General features: G+C 68.0%; 21 protein-coding genes and 1 pseudogene. 11 read left to right on the plus strand and 11 right to left on the minus strand.

Annotated features, from left to right (window positions below):
- The first annotated feature begins 19 nt into the window (after nt 1-19).
- The 4 genes from NS2_RS28240 to NS2_RS28255 all read left to right on the plus strand — a co-directional run bounded on the left by NS2_RS28240 (nt 20) and on the right by NS2_RS28255 (nt 4,688).
- On the plus strand, nt 20-1,447 hold the full coding sequence (locus tag NS2_RS28240; RefSeq protein ID WP_033090436.1) for an MDR family MFS transporter: 1,428 nt from the start codon (nt 20-22) through the stop codon (nt 1,445-1,447).
- Between the two features lie 119 nt (nt 1,448-1,566).
- On the plus strand, nt 1,567-2,715 hold the full coding sequence (locus tag NS2_RS28245) for a class I SAM-dependent methyltransferase (protein ID WP_033090437.1): 1,149 nt from the start codon (nt 1,567-1,569) through the stop codon (nt 2,713-2,715).
- 14 nt (nt 2,716-2,729) lie between these two features.
- Entirely contained in the window at nt 2,730-3,656 is a 927-nt protein-coding gene (locus tag NS2_RS28250; RefSeq protein ID WP_033090452.1) for an LLM class F420-dependent oxidoreductase, read from the plus strand.
- A gap of 159 nt (nt 3,657-3,815) precedes the next feature.
- A complete protein-coding gene (locus tag NS2_RS28255) occupies nt 3,816-4,688 on the plus strand; it encodes a Bax inhibitor-1/YccA family protein (protein WP_033090438.1) in 873 nt (290 codons plus the stop codon).
- A gap of 85 nt (nt 4,689-4,773) precedes the next feature.
- On the opposite strand, the gene NS2_RS28260 is transcribed toward NS2_RS28255, so the two are convergent.
- From NS2_RS28260 to NS2_RS38555, 6 genes and pseudogenes are all read right to left on the minus strand, one after another.
- Nucleotides 4,774-5,112: a DUF1330 domain-containing protein gene (locus NS2_RS28260; protein WP_033090439.1), complete on the minus strand. Its 339-nt coding sequence runs from the start codon at nt 5,110-5,112 to the stop codon at nt 4,774-4,776.
- A 66-nt stretch (nt 5,113-5,178) separates the two neighbouring features.
- The gene (locus tag NS2_RS28265; protein WP_045439232.1) at nt 5,179-5,973 is read right to left on the minus strand and encodes a succinate dehydrogenase/fumarate reductase iron-sulfur subunit; all 795 of its coding nucleotides are present in this window, start codon (nt 5,971-5,973) and stop codon (nt 5,179-5,181) included.
- Complete coding sequence (locus NS2_RS28270; RefSeq protein ID WP_033090440.1) at nt 5,970-7,874, minus strand: fumarate reductase/succinate dehydrogenase flavoprotein subunit; 1,905 nt, start codon at nt 7,872-7,874, stop codon at nt 5,970-5,972. The genes NS2_RS28265 and NS2_RS28270 overlap by 4 nt, the downstream gene beginning before the upstream one ends.
- Nucleotides 7,855-8,640, minus strand: a complete 786-nt coding sequence (gene sdhC / locus NS2_RS28275; RefSeq protein WP_147207344.1) for a succinate dehydrogenase subunit SdhC — start codon at nt 8,638-8,640, stop codon at nt 7,855-7,857. The genes NS2_RS28270 and sdhC overlap by 20 nt, the downstream gene beginning before the upstream one ends.
- Nucleotides 8,637-10,043, minus strand: coding sequence for an aspartate ammonia-lyase (gene aspA / locus NS2_RS28280; RefSeq protein WP_373456111.1), 1,407 nt, complete (start codon nt 10,041-10,043; stop codon nt 8,637-8,639). Before aspA ends, sdhC begins: the two co-directional genes overlap by 4 nt.
- A gap of 168 nt (nt 10,044-10,211) precedes the next feature.
- Nucleotides 10,212-10,493 (minus strand): annotated as a pseudogene (locus NS2_RS38555) (cyclic nucleotide-binding domain-containing protein); the annotation flags it as partial.
- A 178-nt stretch (nt 10,494-10,671) separates the two neighbouring features.
- Here NS2_RS38555 and NS2_RS28285 point away from each other — a divergent pair.
- The 5 genes from NS2_RS28285 (at nt 10,672) to NS2_RS28305 (ending at nt 16,065) form a co-directional block, all read left to right on the plus strand.
- Nucleotides 10,672-11,979 (plus strand): anaerobic C4-dicarboxylate transporter family protein, encoded by a 1,308-nt coding sequence (locus NS2_RS28285; RefSeq protein WP_033090455.1) that lies wholly within the window; start codon nt 10,672-10,674, stop codon nt 11,977-11,979.
- Nucleotides 11,980-12,049: 70 nt separating this feature from the next.
- Entirely contained in the window at nt 12,050-12,817 is a 768-nt protein-coding gene (locus tag NS2_RS28290; RefSeq protein ID WP_033090442.1) for a DeoR/GlpR family DNA-binding transcription regulator, read from the plus strand.
- Nucleotides 12,814-13,764, plus strand: a complete 951-nt coding sequence (locus NS2_RS28295; protein WP_033090443.1) for a 1-phosphofructokinase family hexose kinase — start codon at nt 12,814-12,816, stop codon at nt 13,762-13,764. The genes NS2_RS28290 and NS2_RS28295 overlap by 4 nt, the downstream gene beginning before the upstream one ends.
- A gap of 11 nt (nt 13,765-13,775) precedes the next feature.
- Nucleotides 13,776-15,779, plus strand: coding sequence for a PTS fructose transporter subunit IIABC (locus NS2_RS28300; RefSeq protein ID WP_033090444.1), 2,004 nt, complete (start codon nt 13,776-13,778; stop codon nt 15,777-15,779).
- A gap of 28 nt (nt 15,780-15,807) precedes the next feature.
- Nucleotides 15,808-16,065, plus strand: coding sequence for an HPr family phosphocarrier protein (locus NS2_RS28305; RefSeq protein ID WP_033090445.1), 258 nt, complete (start codon nt 15,808-15,810; stop codon nt 16,063-16,065).
- Between the two features lie 109 nt (nt 16,066-16,174).
- On the opposite strand, the gene NS2_RS28310 is transcribed toward NS2_RS28305, so the two are convergent.
- Together NS2_RS28310 and NS2_RS28315 are read right to left on the minus strand one after the other, a co-directional pair.
- Nucleotides 16,175-17,392 (minus strand): acetyl-CoA C-acetyltransferase, encoded by a 1,218-nt coding sequence (locus tag NS2_RS28310; protein WP_033090446.1) that lies wholly within the window; start codon nt 17,390-17,392, stop codon nt 16,175-16,177.
- A 107-nt stretch (nt 17,393-17,499) separates the two neighbouring features.
- Nucleotides 17,500-17,964 (minus strand): hypothetical protein, encoded by a 465-nt coding sequence (locus tag NS2_RS28315; protein ID WP_033090447.1) that lies wholly within the window; start codon nt 17,962-17,964, stop codon nt 17,500-17,502.
- An 81-nt stretch (nt 17,965-18,045) separates the two neighbouring features.
- Between NS2_RS28315 and NS2_RS28320 the strand changes: the two genes are divergently transcribed.
- Both NS2_RS28320 and NS2_RS28325 read left to right on the plus strand, forming a co-directional pair.
- A complete protein-coding gene (locus NS2_RS28320; protein ID WP_033090448.1) occupies nt 18,046-19,434 on the plus strand; it encodes a cystathionine beta-synthase in 1,389 nt (462 codons plus the stop codon).
- Between the two features lie 100 nt (nt 19,435-19,534).
- Nucleotides 19,535-20,668, plus strand: a complete 1,134-nt coding sequence (locus tag NS2_RS28325) for an AbrB family transcriptional regulator (protein WP_052086909.1) — start codon at nt 19,535-19,537, stop codon at nt 20,666-20,668.
- On the opposite strand, the gene NS2_RS28330 is transcribed toward NS2_RS28325, so the two are convergent.
- From NS2_RS28330 to NS2_RS28340, 3 genes are all read right to left on the minus strand, one after another.
- Entirely contained in the window at nt 20,598-21,158 is a 561-nt protein-coding gene (locus NS2_RS28330; RefSeq protein WP_033090449.1) for a DUF6529 family protein, read from the minus strand. The two genes, NS2_RS28325 and NS2_RS28330, sit on opposite strands and share 71 nt — an antisense overlap.
- Before the next feature lie 6 nt (nt 21,159-21,164).
- Nucleotides 21,165-21,605 (minus strand): nuclear transport factor 2 family protein, encoded by a 441-nt coding sequence (locus tag NS2_RS28335; RefSeq protein ID WP_033090450.1) that lies wholly within the window; start codon nt 21,603-21,605, stop codon nt 21,165-21,167.
- An 89-nt stretch (nt 21,606-21,694) separates the two neighbouring features.
- The gene (locus NS2_RS28340) at nt 21,695-23,227 is read right to left on the minus strand and encodes an HD domain-containing phosphohydrolase (RefSeq protein WP_033090451.1); all 1,533 of its coding nucleotides are present in this window, start codon (nt 23,225-23,227) and stop codon (nt 21,695-21,697) included.
- Nucleotides 23,228-23,888 lie beyond the last annotated feature (661 nt).

Here is a 23,888-nt window from a genome sequence, read left to right on the forward strand (position 1 = left end):
TAGACGAGAGGGGGTGGCGATGACGGCCACCGATGCGCAGTTGTCGGTCGGGTTGCGGTCGGAGCGGGGACCGATTCTGGCGGCGATCATGTTGTCGACCTCGCTGGTGGCGTTGGATTCGACCGTCATTGCGACCGCGGTGCTCACGATTACCGATCAGCTCGGTGGGTTCGCCCAGTTTCCTTGGCTTTTCAGCATCTATCTGCTGGCGCAGGCGGTGACGGTGCCGATCTACGGGAAGCTCGCGGACATGGTGGGGCGGAAGCCGGTGATGCTGTTCGGGATCGGGGTGTTCGCGGTCGGGTCGCTGTTGTGCGGGTTGGCTACCAGCATGGTGGGGCTGATCGTGTTTCGGGCGGTGCAGGGGATCGGGGCGGGGGCGGTGGGGCCGATTTCGATCACCATTGCGGGGGATATCTACACCGTGCGGGAGCGGGCCAAGGTGCAGGCGTATCTGGCCAGTGTGTGGGCCGCCTCGTCGGTGCTCGGGCCGCTGCTGGGCGGGGTGTTCTCGGAGTACGTGAGCTGGCGGTGGATTTTTCTGATCAATCTGCCGCTGGCGGCCTTGGCGGGCTGGATGATTCTGCGCAAGTTCACCGAATGCACACCGCGGCAGCGTCATCGGATCGACTACCTGGGTGCGGGACTGCTCACCCTCGGCGCGGGGGCGCTGATTCTGGCGCTGCTCGAGGGCGGGCAGGCGTGGGCCTGGACCTCGCCGCAGAGTCTGGCGCTGTTCGTGGGCGGCGCGGTGGTGCTGGCGGCCTTCGGGCTGGTGGAGCGGCGGGCGGCGAATCCTGTACTGCCGCTGTGGGTTTTCACCCGGCGCATCGTGGTGGCCAGCAGTCTGGCCTCGCTGCTGGTCGGCGCGATCCTGCTGGGTCTGACCTCGTATGTGCCGACCTTCGCGCAGGGCGTGCTGGGTAGCGGGGCGCTGGTCGCGGGACTCACCGTCGGCGCGTTGACCCTGGGCTGGCCGGTGTCGGCATCGCAGGCCGGAAAGGTGTACCTGCGCATAGGTTTCCGTGCCACCGCCGTGATCGGCAGTGGGTTCGCGGTCGTCGGCGCGGTTTCGCTGCTGACGGTGGATGCGAACTCGAGCCTGCTGTGGGTGGCGATCGGCTGTTTCATCGTCGGCATGGGCATGGGGCTGGTGGCCAGCCCGACCCTGATCGCGGCGCAGGCCAGTGCCGAGTGGTCCGAGCGCGGTGTGGTGACCGCCACCAATATGTTCGCCCGCTCGATCGGCAGCGCGGTCGGTGTCGCGGTGTTCGGCGCGGTGGTCAACACACGCCTGGGCGGTGTCGATCATCCGGCGGCGGGGCAGCTCGCGCCTGCCGTGCACCTGGTGTTCGTGGGGGTGGCCGCCATGGCGGTGGTGCTCATCGGCGCGTCGGCGGTGATGCCCCGGCGAAGCGAGGGCAATCCGGAAAACGCTTCGGCCTGAACGCGATCCTCATATGTTTTGCGCTCTCGCAGATTATCGCCGGGCTCATTCAATTCCGGGAAATTAGCGTTGACCGTCCCGAATGGAATAGGGCGGCAATGATCTAGCACACTGTCGGTGTGGTTGAGGTCGAGGACGTCTTGCGCCGGTTGCGGCGGTATCCGGATGTGGAAGCGGTGAACCTGTTCGCGGTCGATGCCGCGGACCGGCTCATGCTGGATGTCGCCGCGGATTCGCTGGCCGCCGCGGGCGATGGGCGGGTCACCGTTATCGATGACGGCTATGGCGCATTGACCCTCGGTGTGATCGCCGCGCACGGGCTGCGCGGTGTACGGGTGCACCAGGATTTGCTGACCGGTGAATTGGCGCTCGCCAACAACGCCCGGATTGTCGGTCTTTCCGATCGTTTCGCAACCCACCCGCTGGGGCTGGAATTGCTCGACGGGGTGCGCGTGGTGCTGTGGCGGCTGCCGCGGGCCCTGTCCGGCCTCGCCGAAACCGCGGAGGCCATCGCCCGCTACGCCGACCCGGAGGTCCAGGTCTTCGCCGGTGGCCGCGACAAGTACCTGACCCCGGCCATGAACGAGGTGCTGGCCGAGTCCTTCGGCTCGGTGCGCGCCAGCCGCGGCCGCCAGAAGTCGCGCATCCTGCTCGCCTCGGAGCCGAAACCCATTGGTGAGCCGCGCTTCCCGGTCCGCAACCGGCTCGACGACCGGGATCTGGAGGTGGTCGCGCACGGTGCGGCCTTCTCCGGTCCGCGCCTGGATATCGGCACCCGCTTTCTGCTCGACTACCTCGAGCGCATGAAGCCCGATGCCCGTGACGCCATCGATCTGGGTTGCGGCACCGGCATTCTCGCGGTCGCGCTGGCCAAGGCGCGCCCGGGTCTGCGGGTGACCGCGACCGACCAGTCCGCCGCGGCCGTGGCCTCCACCCGTGCCACCGCCGCCGCCAACGGCGTGGCCGACCGGGTGACCGTGCTACAGGACGACGCCATGTCCGGCGCCCCGGACAACAGTGCCGACCTGGTGCTGTGCAATCCGCCCTTCCATGTCGGCGCGGCCGTGCACACCGGCTCGGCCATCAAGATGTTCCAGCAGACCGGCCGTGTGCTGCGACCCGGTGGCGAACTGTGGACCGTCTACAACACGCACCTCAACTACCGCGGCGTCATGGAGCGCATGGTCGGGAAAACCGATGTGATGGGCCGCAATCGAAAATTCACGGTGACCCGGTCGGTGCGCGGTCTGCACGACGCCGAACAATAGGGCACATGGGACGAATCGATCTTCGAGTCTTCACCGAACCCCAGCAGGGCGCGTCCTACGACACCCTGCGCACCGTGGCCAAGGCCGCCGAGGACCTCGGCTACGACGCCTTCTTCCGCTCCGACCACTACCTGAAAATGGGCGACGCCGACGGCCTGCCCGGCCCCACCGACGCCTGGATCACCCTGGCGGGGCTGGCCCGCGAGACCCGCCGCATCCGGCTGGGCACCCTGGTCACCTCCGCCACCTTCCGCCACCCGGGCGTGCTGGCCATCGAGGTGGCCCAGGTCGACGCCATGTCCGGCGGCCGCGTCGAATTCGGGTTCGGCGCGGGCTGGTTCGAGGCCGAGCACGCCGCCTACGGCATCCCCTTCCCGGCCGAGAAGTTCCCGCGCTTCGAGGAGCAGCTGGCCATTGTCACCGGCCTGTGGCAGACGCCGGTCGGCGAGACCTTCTGCTTCGACGGTGAGCACTACACGCTGCGGGATTCCCCGGCGCTGCCCAAGCCCGCGCAGTCGCGGATCCCGGTCATCATGGGCGGCATGGGCGCCAAGCGCACCCCGCGGCTGGCCGCGAAGTACGCCACCGAGTTCAATGTGCCGTTCCAGTCCGCCGAGGCCAGCGCCGATCAGTTCGACCGAGTCCGCAAGGCCGCCAAGGACGCTGGACGTGATCCCGCCGACATCACCTTCTCCAATGCTCTCGTCGCCTGTGTCGGTGCGTCCGATGCCGAGGTGGCGAAGCGGGCCGCCGTGATCGGCCGCGAGGTGGACGAGCTGAAGGCCAACGGTCTGGCCGGCAGCCCCGACGAGGTGGTCGACAAGATCGGCCGGTACGCGGAAATCGCCGGTACGAGCCGGATCTACCTGCAGATTCTGGATCTGTCGGACCTGGACCACCTCGAGCTCATCGCCCAGCGGGTGATGACCCAGCTGGGCTGACGCGGGCCGCGACCGCGCGGCACATTCGGTAAAGCTCAGGTAAAGTCCAGTTAGTCCGATCTATGGGGGTTCGGGAACTACGGACCCCCGCAGCGCGTTGGACGAGTAGCTTCACAGGCCACGACCTACGTGAGCCGCGACTCCAGAAAGGGACGCACAGTGCGCTCCACATCCAACCCGGTCTTCCGGAACTTGCAGCCGCAGCAGGGTGGCTACGCCGGCTTCGGCTCGGCGCCTGGAGCCGGACAGAACCCGAACGACCCGTACGGTCAGCAGTCGCCGCAGCAGTACCCGGGCTACGGCTACCAGCAGCCCTACCAGCAGCCGGCGGTGCCCACCACCCGCCCGATGACCATCGACGATGTCGTGCAGAAGACCGGCATCACCCTCGGTGTCACCACGCTGCTCGCGATCCTGTCGTACGCGCTCACCGCGGGCAACCACGCGCTGGCGCTGCCGTTCGTGCTGGTCGGCGGCCTCGGCGGGTTCGTGCTCGCGATGATCATGACCTTCGGTCGCAAGCAGGACAATCCGGCGCTGGTGCTCAGCTACGCGGCGCTGGAAGGCCTGATGCTGGGCGCCTTCTCGTGCCTGTTCACCAATGTGGCCTTCGGCGGTGTCGGCGGTTCCGGCCTGATCGCGCAGGCGGTGCTGGGCACCTTCGGCGTGTTCTTCGGCATGCTGGTGGTCTACAAGACCGGCGCGATCCGCGTCACCCCGCGTCTGACCCGCATGATCGTCGGCGCCATGATCGGCGTGCTGGTGCTCATGCTCGGCAATGCGATCGCCGCGATCTTCACCTCGGGCGGCTTCGGCCTCCGCGACGGTGGCACCCTGTCGATCATCTTCAGCCTCGTGGTCATCGGCGTCGCGGCCTTCAGCTTCCTGCTCGACTTCGACGCCGCCGACCAGCTCATCCGGGCTCAGGCTCCGGAGAAGGCGGCCTGGGGCGTGGCCTTCGGCCTGACCGTCACCCTGGTCTGGCTGTACCTCGAGATCCTGCGCCTGCTGAGCTACTTCCAGGACCGGTAAGCGGCTGACGCACAGTTGAATACGTGAGTGGGCGGGCATCGGAATCCGATGCCCGCCCACTGCTGTGTAGCCAGCCTGAGAGCCTTCAGCTGTCGGCCACCACCTCCTTCAATACATCGGTGGACACGTGATCGTCGCCGCAGTAGTCGGCGATGATCGCGATGCTCGAGCTGTTGCGCAGGCGCAGCGGCAGGATCTCCTGGTAGGCGGCCGACGCGTACCAGTCGTTGACCGCCGCGTAGTCCGGGAATTCGATGACGATCGCGACTCCGGTGGCCGGTCCCTCGATCACGCGTTGCTTGCCGCCGTGGACGAGGAACCTGCCGCCGAACGGCCGCAGCGTGCCGTCGATCTTCTCCAGGTATTCCACGATGTCGGCGTTGACGTCCACGTCCCACAGCTGGGCGATTGCGTAACCGGGCATTTCGAGCTCCTCGTTCGGGATTGTCTTGCTGCCCTCGATACTTCCGCGCGGCGGGAACGAAGTCGATTACCTCTCGGGTAATGCGATACCGGGAATGTGGCCGGCCTCCAGGTGTTCCCGGCGCAGCAGCTTGCTGCCCAGCCACACCAGCGGATCGTATTTGCGTGAAATCACCTGTTCCTTCAGGGGGATCAGGGCATTGTCGGTGATCTTGATGTGTTCGGGGCACACCTCGGTGCAGCACTTGGTGATATTGCAGTAGCCCAGGCCCAGATCGTCCTGCGCCAGCTTGCGCCGGTCCAGGACGTCGGCGGGATGCATCTGTAATTCCGCCACCCGCATGAGGAAACGCGGACCGGCGAACGCGGTCATCTTCTCCTCGTGGTCACGAATGGCGTGACAGGTGTTCTGACACAGGAAGCATTCGATGCATTTGCGGAATTCCTGGCTGCGCTGCACGTCCTCCTGCATCATCCGGTATTCGCCGGGCCGTATGCCGGGTTCGGGCTGGAACGGCGGCACCTCGCGGGCCTTGATGTAGTTGAACGACACATCGGTCACCAGATCGCGGATCACCGGGAAGGCGCGCAGCGGGGTGATGGTGATGGCGTCGCCGACCACCGATTGCGTGGCCTGGCTCATGCACATGAGCCGGGGGAAGCCGTTGATCTCCGCCGAGCAGGAACCGCATTTGCCCGCCTTGCAGTTCCAGCGCACCGAGAGGTCCGGGCATCGGGTGGCCTGGAGCCGGTGCACGACGTCGAGCACGACCTCGCCCTCGCTCACCTCGACCTCGTAGTCCTCGAGCGCGCCGCGTCCGCCCTCGCCGCGCCAGACGCGCACGGTCACAGTCTTTTTCATCGGGCCACTCCCAACTGGGCGAGTGCGGATGCGGTGAAGTACTTGCGCAGCTCGTCCGGTTCGAACAGGGCCGCCAGGTCCGCCCGCATGGGCGGCATGATGCGTCGCGACAGATGCACCCGGCCGTCGAAATCGCGGCAGGTCAGCACCACGCCGCGCCAGGACGGGTCCATGGCGGGGAAGTCGCCGCGGGTGTGGCCGCCGCGAGATTCATTGCGCTCCAGCGCCGATCGCGCTACGCATTCGGCGATGAGGGCCATATTGCGCAGGTCGAAGGTGAGGTGCCAACCGGTGTGGTACAGCCGATCACCTTCCACCCGAACGTTTTCCGCGCGCTCGCGCAGCAGTTCGAGTTCGCCCAGCGCCTTGGCGAGCTCGTCGCCGTCGCGGACGATGCCGACCAGCTCGGTCATCACCCGCTGCAGGGCCTGGTGCACCTCGTAGGGGTTCTCGCCGTCCTCGCACGCGTAGGGCGCGAGCGCCTCGGTCAGGGCCGCCGCGACCGCCGCCTCGTGCACCACCGGCCGGGAATCGCCCAGGGCCGCGAGGTATTCGTTCGCCCCGGCGCCGGCGCGGGCACCGAAGATGAAAAGGTCCGACAGCGAATTGCCGCCGAGCCGATTCGAGCCGTGCATGCCGGAGGCGCACTCGCCCGCCGCGAACAGGCCGGGCAGGGTGGTGGCGGTGGTGTCGGCGTCGACGCGCATGCCGCCCATGACGTAGTGCGCGGTCGGCCCGACCTCCATGGGCTCGCGCGTGATGTCCACACCGGCCAGCTCGGCGAACTGGTGATGCATGGCGGGGAGCCGTCGCCGGATCTCCTCGGGCGTCATGCGGGTGGAGACATCCAGGAACACGCCGCCGTGCGGTGAACCGCGTCCCGCCTTCACCTCCGAGTTGATGGCGCGCGCCACCTCGTCGCGCGGCAGCAGTTCCGGTGGCCGCCGGTTGTTCTCGGGATCGGTGTACCAGCGGTCGGCCTCGGCCTCGTTGTCGGCGTAGATCTCCCGGAAGACCTCGGGGATGTAGTCGAACATGAACCGGCGGCCCGCGTTGTTGCGCAGCACGCCGCCGTCGCCGCGCACCCCCTCGGTCACCAGCACGCCGCGCACCGAGGGCGGCCACACCATGCCGGTGGGATGGAACTGGATGAACTCCATGTTCACCAGCTCCGCGCCCGCGCGCAGGGCCAGCGCGTGGCCGTCGGCGGTGTAGTCCCAGGAGTTCGAGGTGACGGTGTACATCTTGCCCAGGCCGCCGGTCGCCAGAATGACGGTGGGTGCGGCCAGCACCACGAATTCGCCGGTCTGCCTGACGTATCCGAACACGCCGGAGATCCGGCCGTCGTCGGTGAGCAGGCGGGTGATGGTGGTCTCGTCGAACACCTTCAGCCCGGCCTCGGGGTCGCCGTACTCCTCGGCGTCGGCGCGCTGCAGGGCGACCAGGCGCTGCTGGAGGGTGCGGATCACCTCGAGCCCGGTGCGGTCGCCGACGTGCGCGAGCCGCGGGTACTCGTGGCCGCCGAAGTTGCGCTGCGAGATCAGCCCGTCCTTCGTCCGATCGAACAGCGCACCCCAGTGCTCCAGCTCCCAGATGCGGGTGGGGGCCTCCTTGGCATGCAATTCGGCCATGCGCCAGTCGTTGAGGAACTTCCCGCCGCGCATGGTGTCACGGAAGTGCACCTGCCAGTTGTCCTTCGGATTGCCATTGCCCATGGCTGCGGCGGCCCCGCCCTCGGCCATCACCGTATGCGCCTTGCCCAGCAGGGTTTTGGTGATGACGGCGGTCCTCAGGCCCCGGCTGCGGGCCTCGATGGCCGCGCGCAGTCCCGCGCCGCCCGCGCCGATCACCACCACGTCGTACTCGTGCCGGGTTACCTGATCAGAAGAATCGAAGGTCACTGATGACTCCCATCGAGAGCAGCCGGACATAGAGGTCCGTGCAGGCCACCCAGATCAGCGAGATCCAGGCCATGCGCTGGTGGTGCGGGTTGATCCGGCTCACCCAGGTCCACAGCCGGTACCGGATCGGATGGTCGGAGAAGTGCTTGAGGCGGCCGCCGATGGCGTGACGGCAGGCGTGGCAGGACAGCGAATACATCCACAGCAGTGCGGCATTCACGATCATGACCACCGTGCCCAGGCCCATGTGGCCCCAGCGGCCGTCGTAGTCGCGGAAGGCGATGACGGCGTCGTAGGTGAGCACCACGTTCAAAACCACTGCCAGCCAGAAGAAGTAGCGGTGCATGTTCTGGATGAAGACGAGCGGGAAACGCGATTCGCCGGTGTACTTGCGGTGCGGCTCGCTCACCGCGCACGCGGTCGGCGACTGCCAGAAGGCCCGGTAGTAGGCCTTGCGGTAGTAGTAGCAGGTGAAGCGGAATCCCATGGGAATCCAGATGATCAGCACCGAGGGCGTGATCCAGGCCGGCCAGCTCACCCAGCCCCAGCCGTGCATGCCGACATCGGTGAGGTTGGGCGAGTAGAACGGCGACAGATACGGGCCCGACGCGTAGTGGTCGTTGGCCAGGATGACATAGGCGGCGTAGACGATGAAGGCTGTCAGGATCGACGCCGTCACGATCGGTTGCGCCAGCCAATTGTCCAGTCGCAGTGTGCGTTGCGGGATCTGCGCGCGGGTCCGCTCCCGCTCGGGTGTGGAGGTCACAGCGTGCGCGCCCGCGGGGCCGTCATCTTCTCCGGGCTCAGCAGCTCGTCCAGGGCCTCCTGGGTGAGCGCGCCGCGCTGTAGCACCAGGTCGTAGACGCTGCCGCCGGTCCGCAACGCCTCCTTGGCGATCGAGGCCGACTCCTCGTAGCCGAGGGCGGGGACCAGCGCGGTGATCAGGCCGATACTGTTGTTGACCAGTTCCCGGCAGCGCTCGCGATTGGCGGTGATGCCGGTGACACACCGATTGGTCAGCGTCACAGCGGCATTGCGCAGCATGAGCGTGCCCATCAGCAGGTCGTAGGCCATGATCGGCTCGGCCATATTGAGTTCGAGCTGGCTGGCCTCGGCGGCCATGGTGACGGTCATGTCGTAGCCGATGAGCTGGAAGCAGACCTGCGAAACGACCTCCGGGATAACCGGATTGACCTTGCCGGGCATGATCGACGAACCCGGCTGCATGGCGGGCAGATTGATCTCGGCCAGCCCCGCGCGCGGACCCATCGACAGCAGCCGCAGGTCATTGCAGATCTTCGACAGCTGCACCGCGGCGCGCTTCATGGTGGCCGAGACGGCCACGAAATCGCCACTGTCCTGGGTGGCTTCGACCAGATCCTCGGCCGGGCGGATGGGCAGGCCGGTCACGTGGGCCAGCTTGGCCGCGCACAGTTCGGCGTAGCCGGGCGGGCTGGTGATGCCGGTGCCGATGGCGGTCGCGCCCATGTTCACCACGAGCAGGTCCTCGGCGATCCGCTTCAGGTGCGCGATGGCCTCGCCGACCATGACGCCGTACGCGCCGAACTCCTGGCCCAGGGTCATGGGGACGGCGTCCTGGAGCTGGGTGCGGCCCATCTTGATGACGTCGCTGAACTCGGCGGCCTTGGCCTGCAAGGCTTTCTGGAGTTCGGCCATGGCCTCGGCGGCGTCCTGCAGCGACAGGTACACGCCCAGCTTCACCGCGGTCGGGTACACGTCATTGGTCGACTGCGAGCAGTTCACATCGTCGTTCGGGTGCAGGAACTGGTACCGGCCCTTGCCGTGTCCCATGATTTCGAGGCCGCGATTGGCGATGACCTCGTTGGCGTTCATATTGGTCGAGGTGCCCGCGCCGCCCTGCACCATGTCGACGATGAAGTCCCCGTGCAGTTTTCCGGCCAGGATCTCGTCGCAGGCCAGCGTGATGGCCTCGGCCTTCTCGACATCCAGCGCGCCGAGCTCGTAATTGGCCAGCGCGGCGGCCTTTTTCACGTAGGCGAGCGCGTGCACCAGGTGCCCGAACTTGCGCAGCTTGATGCCCGAGATCTGGAAGTTCTCGATGGCGCGCAGGGTCTGCACGCCGTAGTACGCCTCGGCCGGGATCTCCCGCTCGCCGAGCGAATCATGTTCGCGCCGAATGCCTCCCACCGCGTGCTGGGACACCACGGCCTCGGCCAGGCGGCTCGACAACGACTGCAGGCGGGCGGCCACCAGCTGGGCGACGCGGGCCACGATGCGGTGGTAGCGCTCGGGTTCGCGGGCCGACAGCTCCTCGATGGCCTCGCGGGTGACGATGAGCACCTCCGCGCCGCCCGAGGTGCGCGCGGTGGCCATGTGGGTGCCGCCGTCGAGCAGCGTCATCTCCGAAATCATCCCGCCCGCACGCACTGTGCCGAGTTCTGTCTCGTGCCCGGCGAGGCCGGTCACCATCTCGATCCGGCCGCGCATGACGATGCCGAACCAGTCGCGCGGCGTGGACTCGTGGAAAACCACGGCTCCCGCGGGGTATTCGCGGTATTGAGCGACCGCCGTGAGGGCCTTCAGGTCCTCGACGTCGATCCCGGTGGCGATCGAGGTGGTCTCGATCATGTCGGACATGGTGTCCACGTTGACTCCTACTTCGATGGGCTAGTCTCTTCCAACGGGAGCAAACCGTTAGCAAAATTATTGATCAAACAGATCTGTCATTTCGACTCGCGGCCGATAGTCAGGGCATTTGTCCCGCGACTCATGACTGATCTAGATAAATTTTGAGGCGGTTCATCCGATGATTCAGATGCTTCTCGAGTTAGCGGTGGTGCTCGCCGCGATCCTGATCGGATCGCGCGTGGGCGGCATCGGGCTCGGCGTATGGGGAGCGGTGGGCGTCTTCGCGCTCGCCGCCGTGTTTCGCGTCGCACCCACCTCGCCACCGGTCGACGTGCTGCTCATCATCCTGTCGGTGGTCGTCGCGGCGGCCACCATGGAGGCCGCGGGCGGAGTGGACTTCATGGTGCGCATCGCCGAGCGCATGATTCGCCGCAATCCCAAGCGGATCACCTTCGTCGCGCCGATCGTGGTCTTCCTGTTCACGATCGGCGCGGGCACCGGGCACCTGCTCTACCCGCTGCTGCCGGTCATCCACGAGGTCGCGCGGGAGGGCGGGGTGCGGCCCGAACGGCCGATCTCCATGGCCGCCATCGCAAGTCAGTCCGCCATCGTGTCCAGTCCGGTGTCGGCCGCCATGGCCGCCACGGTCGTCGTGCTCGGTCCCGACGGGTGGAGCATGGTCGAGATCCTGGCCGTCACCGTCCCCTCGGTGCTCATCGGCCTGGTCGCCGGGGCGCTCTCGGTCTGCCGTCGCGGTAAGGAGCTGGCCGACGATCCCGAGTATCAGCGTCGGCTGGCGGCCGGAGAACTGGAGCCCGTCAATGCGAATCCCGCCGAGCGTCCCGAACTACCGCGTACGGCAAAGCTTTCCGCGCTCATCTTCCTGATCGGCGTGGTGGCCGTGGTGATCTCGGGCGCGTTCCCGCAGCTGCGGCCCGCGGGGTTCGACGGCAAGACCCTCAGCATGCCCGAAACCATCGAAGTACTGATGCTCTCGACCTCGGCCGTGATCATGCTGGTCTGCAAGGTCTCGGCGCCCAAGATCCCGGGCACCCCGGTCGCCAAGGCGGGCTTGGTCGCCCTGGTCGGCGTGTTCGGATTGGCCTGGCTCGGAGACAGTTTCATCAAGTCCAACGAGGATCTCATCGTCGGCAATCTGGGTGATCTGGCCAAGCAGCACACCTGGCTGTTCGCAGTGGTGCTCGCGCTGGTCTCGGCGCTGGTGCTGAGTCAGGCCTCGGCCACCAAGATCATGCTGCCGCTCGGGCTGGCCCTCGGCATCTCGGCGCCGCACCTGGTGGCCATGCTCCCGGCGCTGTGCGCGCTGTTCATCCTGCCCGTCTATCCGACCAGCATCGCGGCGGTGAACTTCGACCATTCCGGCACCACGAAGTTCGGCAAGTGGGTGTTGAACCACAGCTTCATGCTGCCGGGCATCGTGACCACCGTGGTGGCCGTGGCCGTCGGGTATCCGCTGGCCGCCCTGGTCAGCTAGGCGGCGGTTGACAAAACAACACATTCGGGCATAAAACAACATAAGTCAACATCGATGTTGGAGGTTTCGGATGTACGCCGAGGAGCGGCAGCAGGCCATTGCCGCGCTGATCGGGCAGCGTGGTCGTGTATCGGTCATCGAGCTGGCCGAGCAGTTCGAGGTGACCACCGAGACCGTGCGCCGCGACCTGGCCGCCCTGGACCGCCTCGGCCTGGTCCGGCGCGTGCACGGCGGCGCGGTACCGGCCGCCGCCCTCACCGCCATCGAGCTCGGCACCGGCGAGCGCGAGCACACTCGGGCCGCCGAGAAGGATCGAATCGCCAAGGCCGCCTTGGCCTTCCTGCCGTCCACCGGCGGCAGCGTGCTCTTCGACGCCGGGACCACCACGGCGCGGATCGCCGCCCAGCTCCCGGCCGATCGGGAACTGGTGGCGGTGACGAACTCGCTGCCCATCGCGACCCGGCTCAGTGGGTCCGCCGGGGTGCGCTTGCACCTGCTGGGCGGGCGGGTCCGGGGCGTCACCCAGGCCGCCGTCGGCGCGGACACCCTGCGCATGGTCGGTGAGCTGCGCGTGGACGTGGCCTTCATCGGGACCAACGCGCTCACCGTCGGGCACGGGCTGTCCACACCGGACCCCGACGAGGCGGCCGTCAAGCGGGCCATGGTCGCCAGTGCGCACCGGGTGGTCGTGGTGGCCGACTCCACCAAGATAGGGCGCGAGGATCTGGTGCGGTTCGCGGCCATCGCGGACATCGACGTCCTGGTCAGCGACGAGCAGCTGCTGCCCGCGGTACGGAATGAACTGTCCGAGTTCGGCATCGAGGTGGTGACCGCATGATCGTGACGCTGACCGCCAATCCCAGCATCGACCACACCGTGACGCTGTCGGAACCGCTGCGCCGGGGTGACCTGCAGCGGGCCCGCGCCGCCACCTCGTATCCGGGTGGCAAGGGCGTCAATGTCTCTCGCGTGGTGGCTGGTTCGGGAGCGGGGACCGTCGCCGTGCTGCCCGGCAGCCCGGGCGACCCGCTGCTGCGCGCGCTCACCGAGACCGGCCTGGACTACCGGGCGGTCGCGTGCGGTGGCCCCGCGCGCACCAATCTCACGCTCACCGAGGTCGACGGCACCACCACCAAGATCAACGAGCCGGGCCCGCCGCTGTCGGCGGTCGAGCGAAACGCGTTGGCGGACTTGCTGGTCGAGCTCTCGGACGAAGCCTCCTGGATGGTGCTGTCCGGCTCGCTGCCGCCCGCGGTGCCGGTCGACTGGTACGTGGAGCTGCTGCGGCGGCTGCGCGGCACCCGCGTCGCCGTCGACACCTCCGACGGTCCGCTGCTGGCGTTGGCCGAGCATTTCGATTCCGTCGCACCGCATTTGATCAAGCCCAATGCCGAGGAACTCGCCCAGCTCACCGGCGGCGACCCCGACGAACTGCACGATCCGAACGCGGCGGCCCGGGCGGCGGGAGCGCTGGTGGCGCGCGGCGTCGAAACCGTGCTCGCTACGCTCGGCGCGGCCGGGGCCGTACTGGTCACCGCCGACGGGGCCTGGCACGCCACCGCACCGGCCATCACGGCGCGCAGCACGGTGGGGGCCGGTGATGCCGCACTCGCCGGGTACCTGCTCGCCGATCTGGAACAGGCCGCGCCACCGGATCGTCTGCGCCGCGCCGTCGCCTACGGCAGCGCCGCCGCCGCTCTCCCGGGGACCGGACTGCCCGGCCCGCACCACACCGACCCGAGCGCCGTGCAGGTCACGGCCCTGGATTTCCAGCCCCACCACTGAAGGACCCCGTGATGTCCGACCCGATCATCACCACCGACCTGATCGCCCTCGACGCCGACCTCGGCGGCGAGAAAGCCGACGTCATCGGGGCGCTCGCCCAACGCCTCTCCGACGCGGGCCGCGCCACCTCGCCCGTGGCGCTGCGCGATGCCGCGCTGACCCGCGAAAGCCAGTCGGCCACCGGACTTCCCGGCGGCATCGCCATCCCGCACTGCCGCGGTGGAGCCGTCTACACGCCCTCGCTCGGCTTCGCCCGCCTGGCGCGCAGGGTCGACTTCGGCGCACCCGACGGCCCGGCCGATCTGGTCTTCCTCATCGCCGCTCCCGACGGTGCGGCCGCCGAGCACATGAAGCTGCTGTCGGCATTGGCCCGGGCGCTGGTCCGCCCCGAGTTCCTGTCCGCCCTCCGCTCGGCCGCCACACCCGCCGACATCGTCGCCCTGGTGGCGGACGTCGTGGAACCCCGGGAGACGCCCGGACCGGTTGTTCCGCAGTCGGATTCGACCACGGATTCGGAGTCGGCAACGGGGGCGCGGTCGATTGTCGCGATCACCGCCTGCCCGACCGGGATCGCGCACACCTACATGGCGGCCGATGCGCTGGTGGCGGCGGGGGAGCGCGCGGGCATCACGGTGCGGGTCGAGACCCAGGGATCCAGTGGCAGTACACCTTTGAGCGCCGCCGATATCGACCTCGCGGACGCCGTCATCTTCGCCACCGACGTCGGGGTGAAGGGGCGGGAGCGGTTCGCGGGCAAGCCCGTCATCGAATCCGGTGTCAAACGCGCCATCAACGAGCCCGACGCCATGGTCGCCGAGGCGCTGGCGGCGGCGCGCGATCCCCGTGCCGCCGTCGTATCCGGAGCTGCTCGGTCCGAGTCGAGCACGGCCGCAACGGATTCCGGTTCGCTGGGCTGGGGCACCCGGCTACGGCAGATCCTGCTGACCGGTGTCAGCTACATGATTCCGTTCGTGGCGGCGGGCGGGCTGCTCATCGCGCTCGGCTTCCTGCTCGGCGGGTACGAGATCGCGGGTAGCGCGAAGACCATCGTGCTGGACAATTCGCTGACCGATCTGCCCGCGGGCGGGTTGGCCACCTACCTGGGCGCGGTGCTGTTCCAGATCGGTTCGCTCGCATTCAGTTTCCTGGTGCCGGCGCTGGCGGGATACATCGCCTACGCGATTGCCGACCGGCCCGGTCTCGCACCGGGTTTCACCGCCGGTGCGGTCGCGGTCTTCGTCGGCGCGGGCTTCCTGGGCGGTCTGGTCGGCGGTCTCATCGCCGGTTTCGCGGCGCTGTGGATCGCCGAACTCGGCGTGCCGCAATGGGCTCGCGGCCTCATGCCGGTCGTGATCATCCCGCTGTTCGCGTCGCTGGTGGTCGGCCTGGTCATGTTCATCTTCCTCGGCAAGCCGCTGGCGGCCGTCACCAGCGGGCTCACCCACTGGCTCAACAGCCTCTCCGGCACCTCGGCCATCCTGCTCGGCATCATCCTGGGCCTGATGATGTGCTTCGACCTGGGCGGACCGGTCAACAAGGCCGCCTACTCGTTCGCCGTGGCCGGACTCAATGTCAATGACGCGGCCTCGCTGAAGATCATGGCCGCCGTCATGGCCGCGGGCATGGTGCCGCCGCTCGCCATGGCACTCGCGACCACCCTGCGCCCCAAGCTCTTCACCACCGCCGAACGCGAGAACGGCAAGGCCGCCTGGCTGCTCGGCGCATCCTTCATCTCCGAGGGCGCGATCCCGTTCGCCGCGGCCGACCCCCTGCGCGTCATCCCGTCCATGATGGCGGGCGGCGCGGTCACAGGGGCACTGGTCATGGTCTTCGGCACCACCCTCAGCGCCCCGCACGGCGGCATCTTCGTGTTCTTCGCCGTCGGCGGCATCGCCGGATTCCTCATTGCCCTGGCGGCCGGCACGGTGATCGGTGCCGTGTGCGTCACCGCCGCAAAGCAATTCCGCAAGACACCTGTCACCACCGAAACTCCCGCGGTGCTTGCCGCCGCGTAGAAACCCTTCCCACACACAAGGAGTCGATATGCCCAGCACCACCGTGGTCGTTGGTTCGTCCGTCGGCCTGCACGCCCGCCCGGCCGCCGTTATCGCCGAAACCGCCGCGGCCGCAGGCGTTCCCGTCACCCTCGCGCTGGTCGGCGGGGCCCCGGTGAACGCGGCCTCCGCCCTCATGATCATGACCCTGGGCGCGACCAAGGGCACCGAAGTCGTGGTCACCAGCGATGATCAGGCCGCGTTGGACAAGATCGCCGGGCTGGTCGGCTCCGACCTCGACGCGTAGGGGGTGTGGGGGCTTGCCCCCGCTTGGGGTGTGGGGAACCCCCACCCTTCCCCCAAACGATTTGGGCCGCACGACCTGGAGGTCGTGCGGCCCAATCAGAGTCCGAGCGTCAGCTCAGGCGCTCGATGATCATCGCCATACCCATGCCGCCGCCGACGCACATGGTCTCCAGACCGAACTGCTTGTCGTGGGTCTGGAGGTTGTTGATCAGGGTCGCGGTGATGCGGGCACCGGTCATACCGAACGGGTGGCCCAGCGCGATCGCGCCGCCGGAGACGTTCAGCTTGTCCTCGTCCATGTTCAGCTCGCGGGCGGAGCCCAGGACCTGAACGGCGAACGCCTCGTTGATCTCGTACAGGTCGAGGTCGTCGATGGTCATGCCCGCGGTGTTCAGGGTGTTGCGCACCGCCTGGATCGGGCCGAGGCCCATGATCTCCGGCGACAGACCCGAGACGCCGGTGGCCACGATGCGGGCCAGCGGGGTCAGGCCCAGCTCGCGAGCCTTGGTGTCGGACATGACGACCAGCGCGGCCGCGCCGTCGTTGAGCGGACAGGCGTTACCGGCGGTGATGGTGCCGTCGGCGCGGAAGACCGGCTTCAGCTGCGAGATCTTCTCGTAGGTGGTGCCGGCGCGCGGGCCGTCGTCGGTGGTGACGATGGTGCCGTCGGGCAGGGTGACCGGGGTGATCTCCCGCTCGAAGAAGCCGGCCTTGATGGCCTCCTCGGCGCGGTTCTGCGAGCGCACGCCCCAGCGGTCCTGGTCCTCGCGGGAGATGCCGGTGTAGGTGGCAACGTTCTCGGCGGTCTCACCCATGGCGATGTAGACGTCCGGGAGGATGTCGTTCTCGCGCGGGTCGGTCCAGGTCGCGTTGGAGGCGTTGGTGGCCTTGGTGCGGGCCTCGGCCTCGGCGAACTTCGGGTTGTGGGTGTCGGGCCAGCCGTCGGCGGTGCCCTTCGGGAAGCGCGACACGGTCTCGACACCGGCCGAGATGAACACGTCGCCCTCGCCCGCCTTGATGGCGTGGAACGCCATACGGGTGGTCATCAGCGACGAGGAGCAGTACCGGTTGACGGTGACGCCGGGCAGGTAGTCGTAGCCGAGCTGAACGGCCACGGCGCGAGCCATATTGAAGCCGCCCTCACCCGCGGGCTGGCCGCAGCCGAGCAGCAGGTCGTTGATATCGCTCACGGCCAGTCCCGGCACCTTGTCCAGGGCGGCCTGCACCATCTGGGCGGCCAGGGCGTCCGGGCGCATGCTCACCAGAGAACCCTTGCCAGCGCGGCCGATGGGCGAGCGGGCGTACGAAACGATGACGGCCTCAGCCATGAGGACTCCTTTTTTGCTGGGGTGATCCGCTTCGAATTTACGACGGGTGTGTCGCGGCTCCTACATCCGGTATGCCCGTATCCCATCCACTGGATGTGGGATATCGCTCACCCGGGTACGTCGAAGGCGCTCTGCGCCGGGATGTTCGGCATATCGGTGAAGACGTTCACGACCACGTGGCCCGGCCCGGTGTCCTGGAACAGGGCGTAGTGCTCGCTGCCGTAGAAGCCCGCCAGGATGGGAACTCGATATTCGCCGGCCGCCCCGGTGGTGGTGTTCCGCCAGGCGACCGTGGCCGTGGTCTCGCACATCGGGGCGAAGCTGTACTCGCCCGGATCGAACCCGCCGACCGGCAGCGCCTGCACGTTGATGATGGCCCGGCCGGGCCACTTCGGATCGGTGTCGGCCCAGGAGCGAATATTGCCGCCGCACAGCATCGCATCGTGATACATGCTTTGGACCTGCGGAAATTCGAAGGTCACGGCATTGGCGGGAGCGGCCGTGACGATCATGGGCACCCCGGCGAGGGGGAGTAGCAGGGAGGCGGCGGGCAAGCTCGTCGGCATCCTCATGGAACCGATGCTAGTTCGCGCGGCGGTGATATCTCCGACGTGCGCGTTGGCGCGTATCTCCTTTCTGCAACGATGAGGGGTATGCGCATCGCTAACCATGTCGTCGATCTGATCGGAAACACCCCGCTCGTCCGGTTGAACTCCGTGGTGGGTCCGAACTCGGGACTGGTGGCGGCGAAGGTGGAATACCTGAACCCGGGCGGCAGCTCGAAGGACCGCATCGCCGTCAAGATGATCGACGCCGCCGAGAAGGCCGGGCTGCTGAAGCCCGGCGGCACGATCGTCGAACCGACCTCCGGCAATACCGGTGTGGGCCTGGCCCTGGTCGCGCAGCAGCGCGGCTACAAGTGCGTGTTCGTCTGCCCGGACAAGGTCAGCGAGGACAAGCGGAACGTGTTGCGCGCCTACGGCGCCGAGGTCGTGGTGTGCCCGACCGCCGTCGCGCCGGAGGATCCGGACAGCTACTACAACGTCTCCGACCGGCTGGTGCGCGAGATCCCCGGCGCCTGGAAGCCGGACCAGTACTCCAACCCGGGCGGCCCCGAATCGCATTACGAGACCACCGGTCCCGAGATCTGGCGCGACACCGAAGGCAAGATCACCCACTTCGTGGCGGGCGTCGGCACCGGCGGCACCATCACCGGCACCGGCCGCTACCTCAAGGAGGTCTCCGGCGGCAAGGTCAAGATCATCGGCGCGGACCCGGAGGGCTCGGTCTACTCCGGCGGCACCGGCCGCCCCTACCTGGTCGAGGGCGTCGGCGAGGACTTCTGGCCCAGCGCCTACGACCCGGCCATCCCCGACGAGATCATCGCGGTGTCGGATGCCGACTCCTTCGACATGACCCGCCGCCTGGCCCGCGAGGAGGGCCTGCTGGTCGGCGGCTCCTGCGGCATGGCCGTGGTCGCGGCGCTCAAGGTCGCCGAGCGCGATCCCGACGCTGTGGTGGTCGTGCTGCTGCCCGACGGTGGCCGCGGCTCCCTGTCCAAGATCTTCAACGATCAGTGGATGAGCTCCTACGGCTTCCTGCGCTCGCGCCTGGACGGCACCACCGCCGAGGTGCACGTGGGAGAAGTGTTGCGCGGCAAGTCCGGTGAGCTGCCCGACCTGGTGCACACCCACCCGCAGGAGACCCTGCGCGATGCCATCGAGATCCTGCACGAGTACGGCGTCTCGCAGATGCCGGTCGTCGGCGCGGAGCCTCCGGTCATGGCGGGCGAGGTCGCGGGCTCGGTCAACGAGCGCGATCTGCTCTCGGCCGTGTTCGAGGGCCGCGCCAAGCTCACCGATCCGGTGTCCAAGCACATGAGCCCGGCCTTCCCGCTCATCGGTGCGGGCGAGCCGGTTTCGGCGGCGACCAAGCTGCTCGAGTCCACCGACGCCCTCATGGTCGTCGAGGACGGCAAGCCGGTCGGCGTCATCACCCGCCACGATCTGCTCGGCTTTCTGAGCACCGGCGCACTCGCCTAGCACCCCCGCCGTTAGTGCATCGGAGATCACACCGGCGCATCCGGCATAGATAACTGGTCTGTTACCGGGGGTTCATTCGGGCCGCGCACCATCGATTCGTATGAATCCGAGACAGATTGGCGTGTGGATCGCACTGCTGGGTGCGGTGCTCGGTGGTGCGACTCTGCTGGACTGGATCGGATTCCCCGCGCCGCAAATGATTCTCGCCATCGTGGTGGGTGCGGGGCTGGCCTTGACCGGTCGGCTGCCCGCGCCGCTGCCACGCGGGCTGAATGTCGGTGTGCAGGCCATGCTGGGCGTGCTCATGGGCAGCTACCTACAGGTCTCGCTGCTGACCTCGATCGGCTGGGGGCTGCTGCCGGTGCTGGCGGTGACCGCGGCGACGGTGCTGGTGAGCATCGGCGTGGCAGTGGTTTTCGCGCGCGCCACCAAGGTGGATCTGCCCACCGCCACGCTCGGGATGCTGGCCGGAGGTTCGGCGGCGGTGGTGTCGGCGGCCGAGGAATTGGACGCGGATCCGCGACGGGTGGCGTTCATGCAGTATCTGCGGGTCGCGCTGGTCGCCCTGAGCGCACCGGCGGTCGCGGCGCTGCTCGACGACGAGGAGGGCATCCGCTACGGTCCGGCGGCGCTCGGCGGCTCGGTGACCGACCCGCACCTGCCGTTCTGGATGGTCGTCGGCCGCGGCGATCAGCTGGCCGGGCTCTCGGTCGCGATCGTGTTGTGCCTCATCGGAATCCGGGTCGGGGCGCGCCTGCGCCTGCCGAACGCCGCACTGCTGGGCCCGATGCTGGTCACCGCGGTGGTGACCGCGCTCGGCCTCAGCCACGGCTACGCGCCGACCCATCTGTTCAAGGATCTGCTGTTCGTGCTCATCGGGTTCGAGGTCGGCACCCGCTTCACCCGGGAGGTGGTGGGCGAGATGGCGCGCATGCTGCCGGCCATGACCGCGGCGGTGCTGGCGCTGTCGGCGCTGGTGGCCGGAATGGCGCTGGGGCTGGCCTATCTGGTGGATCTCGAGATGTCGGACCTGTATCTGGCCACCACGCCCGGCGGCATCAACGCCGTGCTGGCCACCGCCGACAAGATGAACGCCAACCTGCCGCTCATCACCGGGGTGCAGACCGTCCGCCTGCTGGTCATGATGGCGCTGCTGCCCCTGCTCATCTCGCGAATCCGACGGTACGAAACCACCACAGCGAAGCCAGCAGCCACGCCAGCACGAAGCTTGTGAACACCAGGCCGCCCAGCACCGGCAACAGCCAGTTCGGGGTCCGTTTCAACCGCAGCGTAAGCATTTTCGAGGCGAAGGCCCCGTAGCAGGCCACACCCGCGAGGGAGTGCACGACAACCCGCGGTCGCACCTCGTGGCCGATCTGGAAGCCGAAGGTATAGAGGCAGTAGAAGGCCACCGGCAGGCTCAGCCCGAAGGCCAGCGCGCCGAACAGCCGGTGGTAGACGTGCACGGGCTTGGGCGCGTGGAAGCGGTAGATCCATACGGCCGTGAGCAATTGGCCGACGATGAACACCAGCACCAGGCTGCTCAGGTACGCCTTGAAGATCTGCGGTGCGGAGAATCCCCACATGGGCAGGGACCGGGTGCCGGGCCAGTAGTGGGTTCCGGCGACCCCGAGCGCAACCGCGACCGCGGCACCGGCCAACAGCACCGGTGCCGCGATCAGGTTGCGACGAGACGCGGTGAGAACGTCTGCCAGCAGGGACATTTCAACTCAACTTCCGTTGTGACCCCCGGCGTGGGCGGTGATGAGCTTGGCGGTGTCGCCGTAGGTGCGCAGCCGGGTGACCCGGCCGTCGTCGTCGAAGCTCCACAGGTGCAGGTTCTGGTCCACGATCCGGGTGCCGTTGGGCAGGATCGCGTCGATCTCGACCTCGGCCACCACCTGTCCGGCGGCTCCGATGACATCGACGACCTTGAACTCCTGGAACTTCCAATCCGACAGCAGGGCAAAGAATTCGGAGACTTCCTCGGGTCCGCGCCGGGGCTGCAGCTGCGGCACCCCGGCGAGCTGGGCGGTATTGTCCGGCCAATCGGCGTCCCAGGAGACGTCGTCGGTGAGCCGGTCGAGAATGGCGGGGATGTCACCGGTCTCGAACGCGCGGTAGAGCGCGGCGACGGTGTCGGCGTGAGTGGGGTTGGCGGAAGGGCACATTGGGGATACTCCAGGGGGTTACAACCGATTGGGTGCGTCCATGATCGGCCCGCCGCCCCGGCCCCGACATCGGTCGATCGACCTATACCTCAGCCGGGTAGCAGACCGTTCTCCATGGCGAAGACCGCCGCACCGGCGCGGGTGCGGTAGCCGCACTTGTCATAGATGTGGGCCAGGTGGTGGCCCACGGTGCGTTCGGAGACAACGAGTTCCGCCGCGATCTGGCGATTGGACAGCCCGCGCGCGGCCAGCCGCAGCACGTCGACCTCGCGTTCGGTGAGGCCGCACGGGTACTCGGCGCGCGGCGGGCGCAGTCCGGCGGCCTCCACCACGGCCGCGCACGCCTCGCGGTCCAGCCGCCCGGCGGCCGCCTCGGCCGACAGGTGGGCCGCGGCCTCGCTGGGTTTGTGGGCGGGCCGGTACGGGCGCGCCTCGGTCATGGCGGCGAAGACGTCCGCGGCGGCGAGCAGGCGGGCGGCCGGGGACAGGTCGTGCGTGCGCACGCCGCGGTGGTAGCCGCTGCCGTCGAGCCGCTCGTGATGGCCCGCGGCCACCTCGGCCAGATCGGTCAGGCTGGGGCAGCGGCGCAACACGCGCTCGGTCCAATAGCTGTGCAGCCGAATGCGTTCCCAGTCGCCCGGGCCGACCGGACCCGGGTGATCCCAGATCGAACTGGAGACCGCGGCGCGGCCGATATCGTGCAGCAGCGCGGCCGCGCGCAGGCTCGCGCGATCGGCGGCCGACAGGCCCGCGAGTTCGCCCGCGGCATCCGACAATTCGGCCACGTGCGCCGAATGTCCCAGCAGGAAGCGGCCTTTCAGGTCGACCACGATGGCCATGGACAGGCACAGGTGGTCGCGGTCCTCGGGCCGGATCACGGTGGGCAGGCCGGGTTCGGCGCTCACCACCGCGGTCAGCAGGTCGGGCTGGTCCAGTACGGCCCAGATGGCGTCCGGGTCGGCGGCGAAGAGCGCCACCAGGTCCGGATCCAAGTGCCCGCCCGCCCGGCGGCGCAATTCGGCCAGGCTGCCCGCGCGGTCCCGGCCGCGGTAGGCGAGCACGGCCTGTTCGGCCAGGTGCAGGATGCGCCCGGCCAGCGAGAGTTCGTCGCGGCAGCGCCGATCCGGCGCGCCCAGCCCGTCCCAGCGCTCCTTGACCTCGGTGAGTGCCCGTACGGCCGCCTCCGGCAGCCCCAGCCGCGGTCCCAGCGCCCGGCTGACCTCGCACACCGAGCGGACCGCGAACGGCGCGCCCGTGGGCGATTCGGTGGCATAGCGGCGGGCCAGCGCGGCCTGGGCCCCCGGGGCCCACGAGCCGAAGGTGTTCAGCTGGGCGGCGAAGACCGCCGGATCGCCCGGGTCGAGGGTGTGGAAGGCGCGCTGGAAGGCGATGTCGTCGACGTAGGCGTCGGCGTTCTCCGAGGCCCGGCTGGTGCAGCCGACGGCCCCGAGCAGGGCGGCGTGGAAGACCACGCGGCGGTCGGCCTCGTCCAGGCCGAGCCGGGCGGCGACCGCGTCGGCCACCAGGCACACCGCCAGGCCCTTCTCGAATGGCATTCCGGTGGCCAGATCGGTGGTGAGCGACAGGGCCGCCAATACCTCGGTGACCCGGATAGATGCCATGGTCAGACCCTAATCCGGGGCCCGCTTCGCCGCAGTGCCTTTACTTCGCGTTACAAAAGTGACGAATGTGATTTGTGTTAACAAATGTGATTTTCTGTGACGTTACTTTCGGAATGCGAAACGCCGATGACTCGTCGGGAAATCGGGCAAATATCGGTATATCGCGATCTTGGGGCTAAATTTCTCTGTGATCTGAAACACTTTGTGTTTCGAATTGAATGACCAGGTCAGCGCTTGTATTAATGCAGGTCCCGGAGTTGCCACACGGGTCAGTTCACTGTCCGTTCATCTTTGGTTCAGGCTGTGTTAACAATGCGCAATCAAGCTGTGACCTTGTCGGAAACAGACCACAAGTCTGGATGGCGCAAGGAGATGTGAATACACATGCGGAACGTAATCACCACATCGGTGCGATGAGGCCCGGCGGCCGGGAGGCCGCGATCGTCTCCGCTGTTCTCCGTACAGCTCGCCAATTCCATTGATCCGTAACGGGTTTCACAACAGCAACCACAACAGCCCGCAGTGCGCAGGCGCGCGTCGTGAGACGCCCGCGTGGTAATGCGCTGCCTTCTTCAGGCCCGCGAGCCCGAAACCGAACAGGAATCCGAATTCGCCATGCCCACGAATGTTATGACTGCTCTCAGTGACCCTGCTAGTGTCG

It is taken from the genome of Nocardia seriolae NBRC 15557 (assembly GCF_007990715.1).
GTDB classification, from domain to species: domain Bacteria; phylum Actinomycetota; class Actinomycetes; order Mycobacteriales; family Mycobacteriaceae; genus Nocardia; species Nocardia seriolae.

What these genes read in the sequence shown, in the direction of transcription:
- NS2_RS28305 (WP_033090445.1), top strand. Translation starts at nt 15,808, where the DNA reads ATGCCCAGCACCACCGTGGTCGTTGGTTCGTCCGTCGGCCTGCACGCC.
- NS2_RS28325 (WP_052086909.1), top strand. Translation starts at nt 19,535, where the DNA reads ATGAATCCGAGACAGATTGGCGTGTGGATCGCACTGCTGGGTGCGGTG.
- NS2_RS28340 (WP_033090451.1), bottom strand. Translation starts at nt 23,227, where the DNA reads ATGGCATCTATCCGGGTCACCGAGGTATTGGCGGCCCTGTCGCTCACC.
- NS2_RS28335 (WP_033090450.1), bottom strand. Translation starts at nt 21,605, where the DNA reads ATGTGCCCTTCCGCCAACCCCACTCACGCCGACACCGTCGCCGCGCTC.
- NS2_RS28260 (WP_033090439.1), bottom strand. Translation starts at nt 5,112, where the DNA reads ATGCCCGGTTACGCAATCGCCCAGCTGTGGGACGTGGACGTCAACGCC.
- NS2_RS28295 (WP_033090443.1), top strand. Translation starts at nt 12,814, where the DNA reads ATGATCGTGACGCTGACCGCCAATCCCAGCATCGACCACACCGTGACG.
- NS2_RS28240 (WP_033090436.1), top strand. Translation starts at nt 20, where the DNA reads ATGACGGCCACCGATGCGCAGTTGTCGGTCGGGTTGCGGTCGGAGCGG.
- NS2_RS28285 (WP_033090455.1), top strand. Translation starts at nt 10,672, where the DNA reads ATGCTTCTCGAGTTAGCGGTGGTGCTCGCCGCGATCCTGATCGGATCG.
- NS2_RS28290 (WP_033090442.1), top strand. Translation starts at nt 12,050, where the DNA reads ATGTACGCCGAGGAGCGGCAGCAGGCCATTGCCGCGCTGATCGGGCAG.
- NS2_RS28265 (WP_045439232.1), bottom strand. Translation starts at nt 5,973, where the DNA reads ATGAAAAAGACTGTGACCGTGCGCGTCTGGCGCGGCGAGGGCGGACGC.
- NS2_RS28315 (WP_033090447.1), bottom strand. Translation starts at nt 17,964, where the DNA reads ATGAGGATGCCGACGAGCTTGCCCGCCGCCTCCCTGCTACTCCCCCTC.
- NS2_RS28310 (WP_033090446.1), bottom strand. Translation starts at nt 17,392, where the DNA reads ATGGCTGAGGCCGTCATCGTTTCGTACGCCCGCTCGCCCATCGGCCGC.
- NS2_RS28300 (WP_033090444.1), top strand. Translation starts at nt 13,776, where the DNA reads ATGTCCGACCCGATCATCACCACCGACCTGATCGCCCTCGACGCCGAC.
- NS2_RS28320 (WP_033090448.1), top strand. Translation starts at nt 18,046, where the DNA reads ATGCGCATCGCTAACCATGTCGTCGATCTGATCGGAAACACCCCGCTC.
- NS2_RS28330 (WP_033090449.1), bottom strand. Translation starts at nt 21,158, where the DNA reads ATGTCCCTGCTGGCAGACGTTCTCACCGCGTCTCGTCGCAACCTGATC.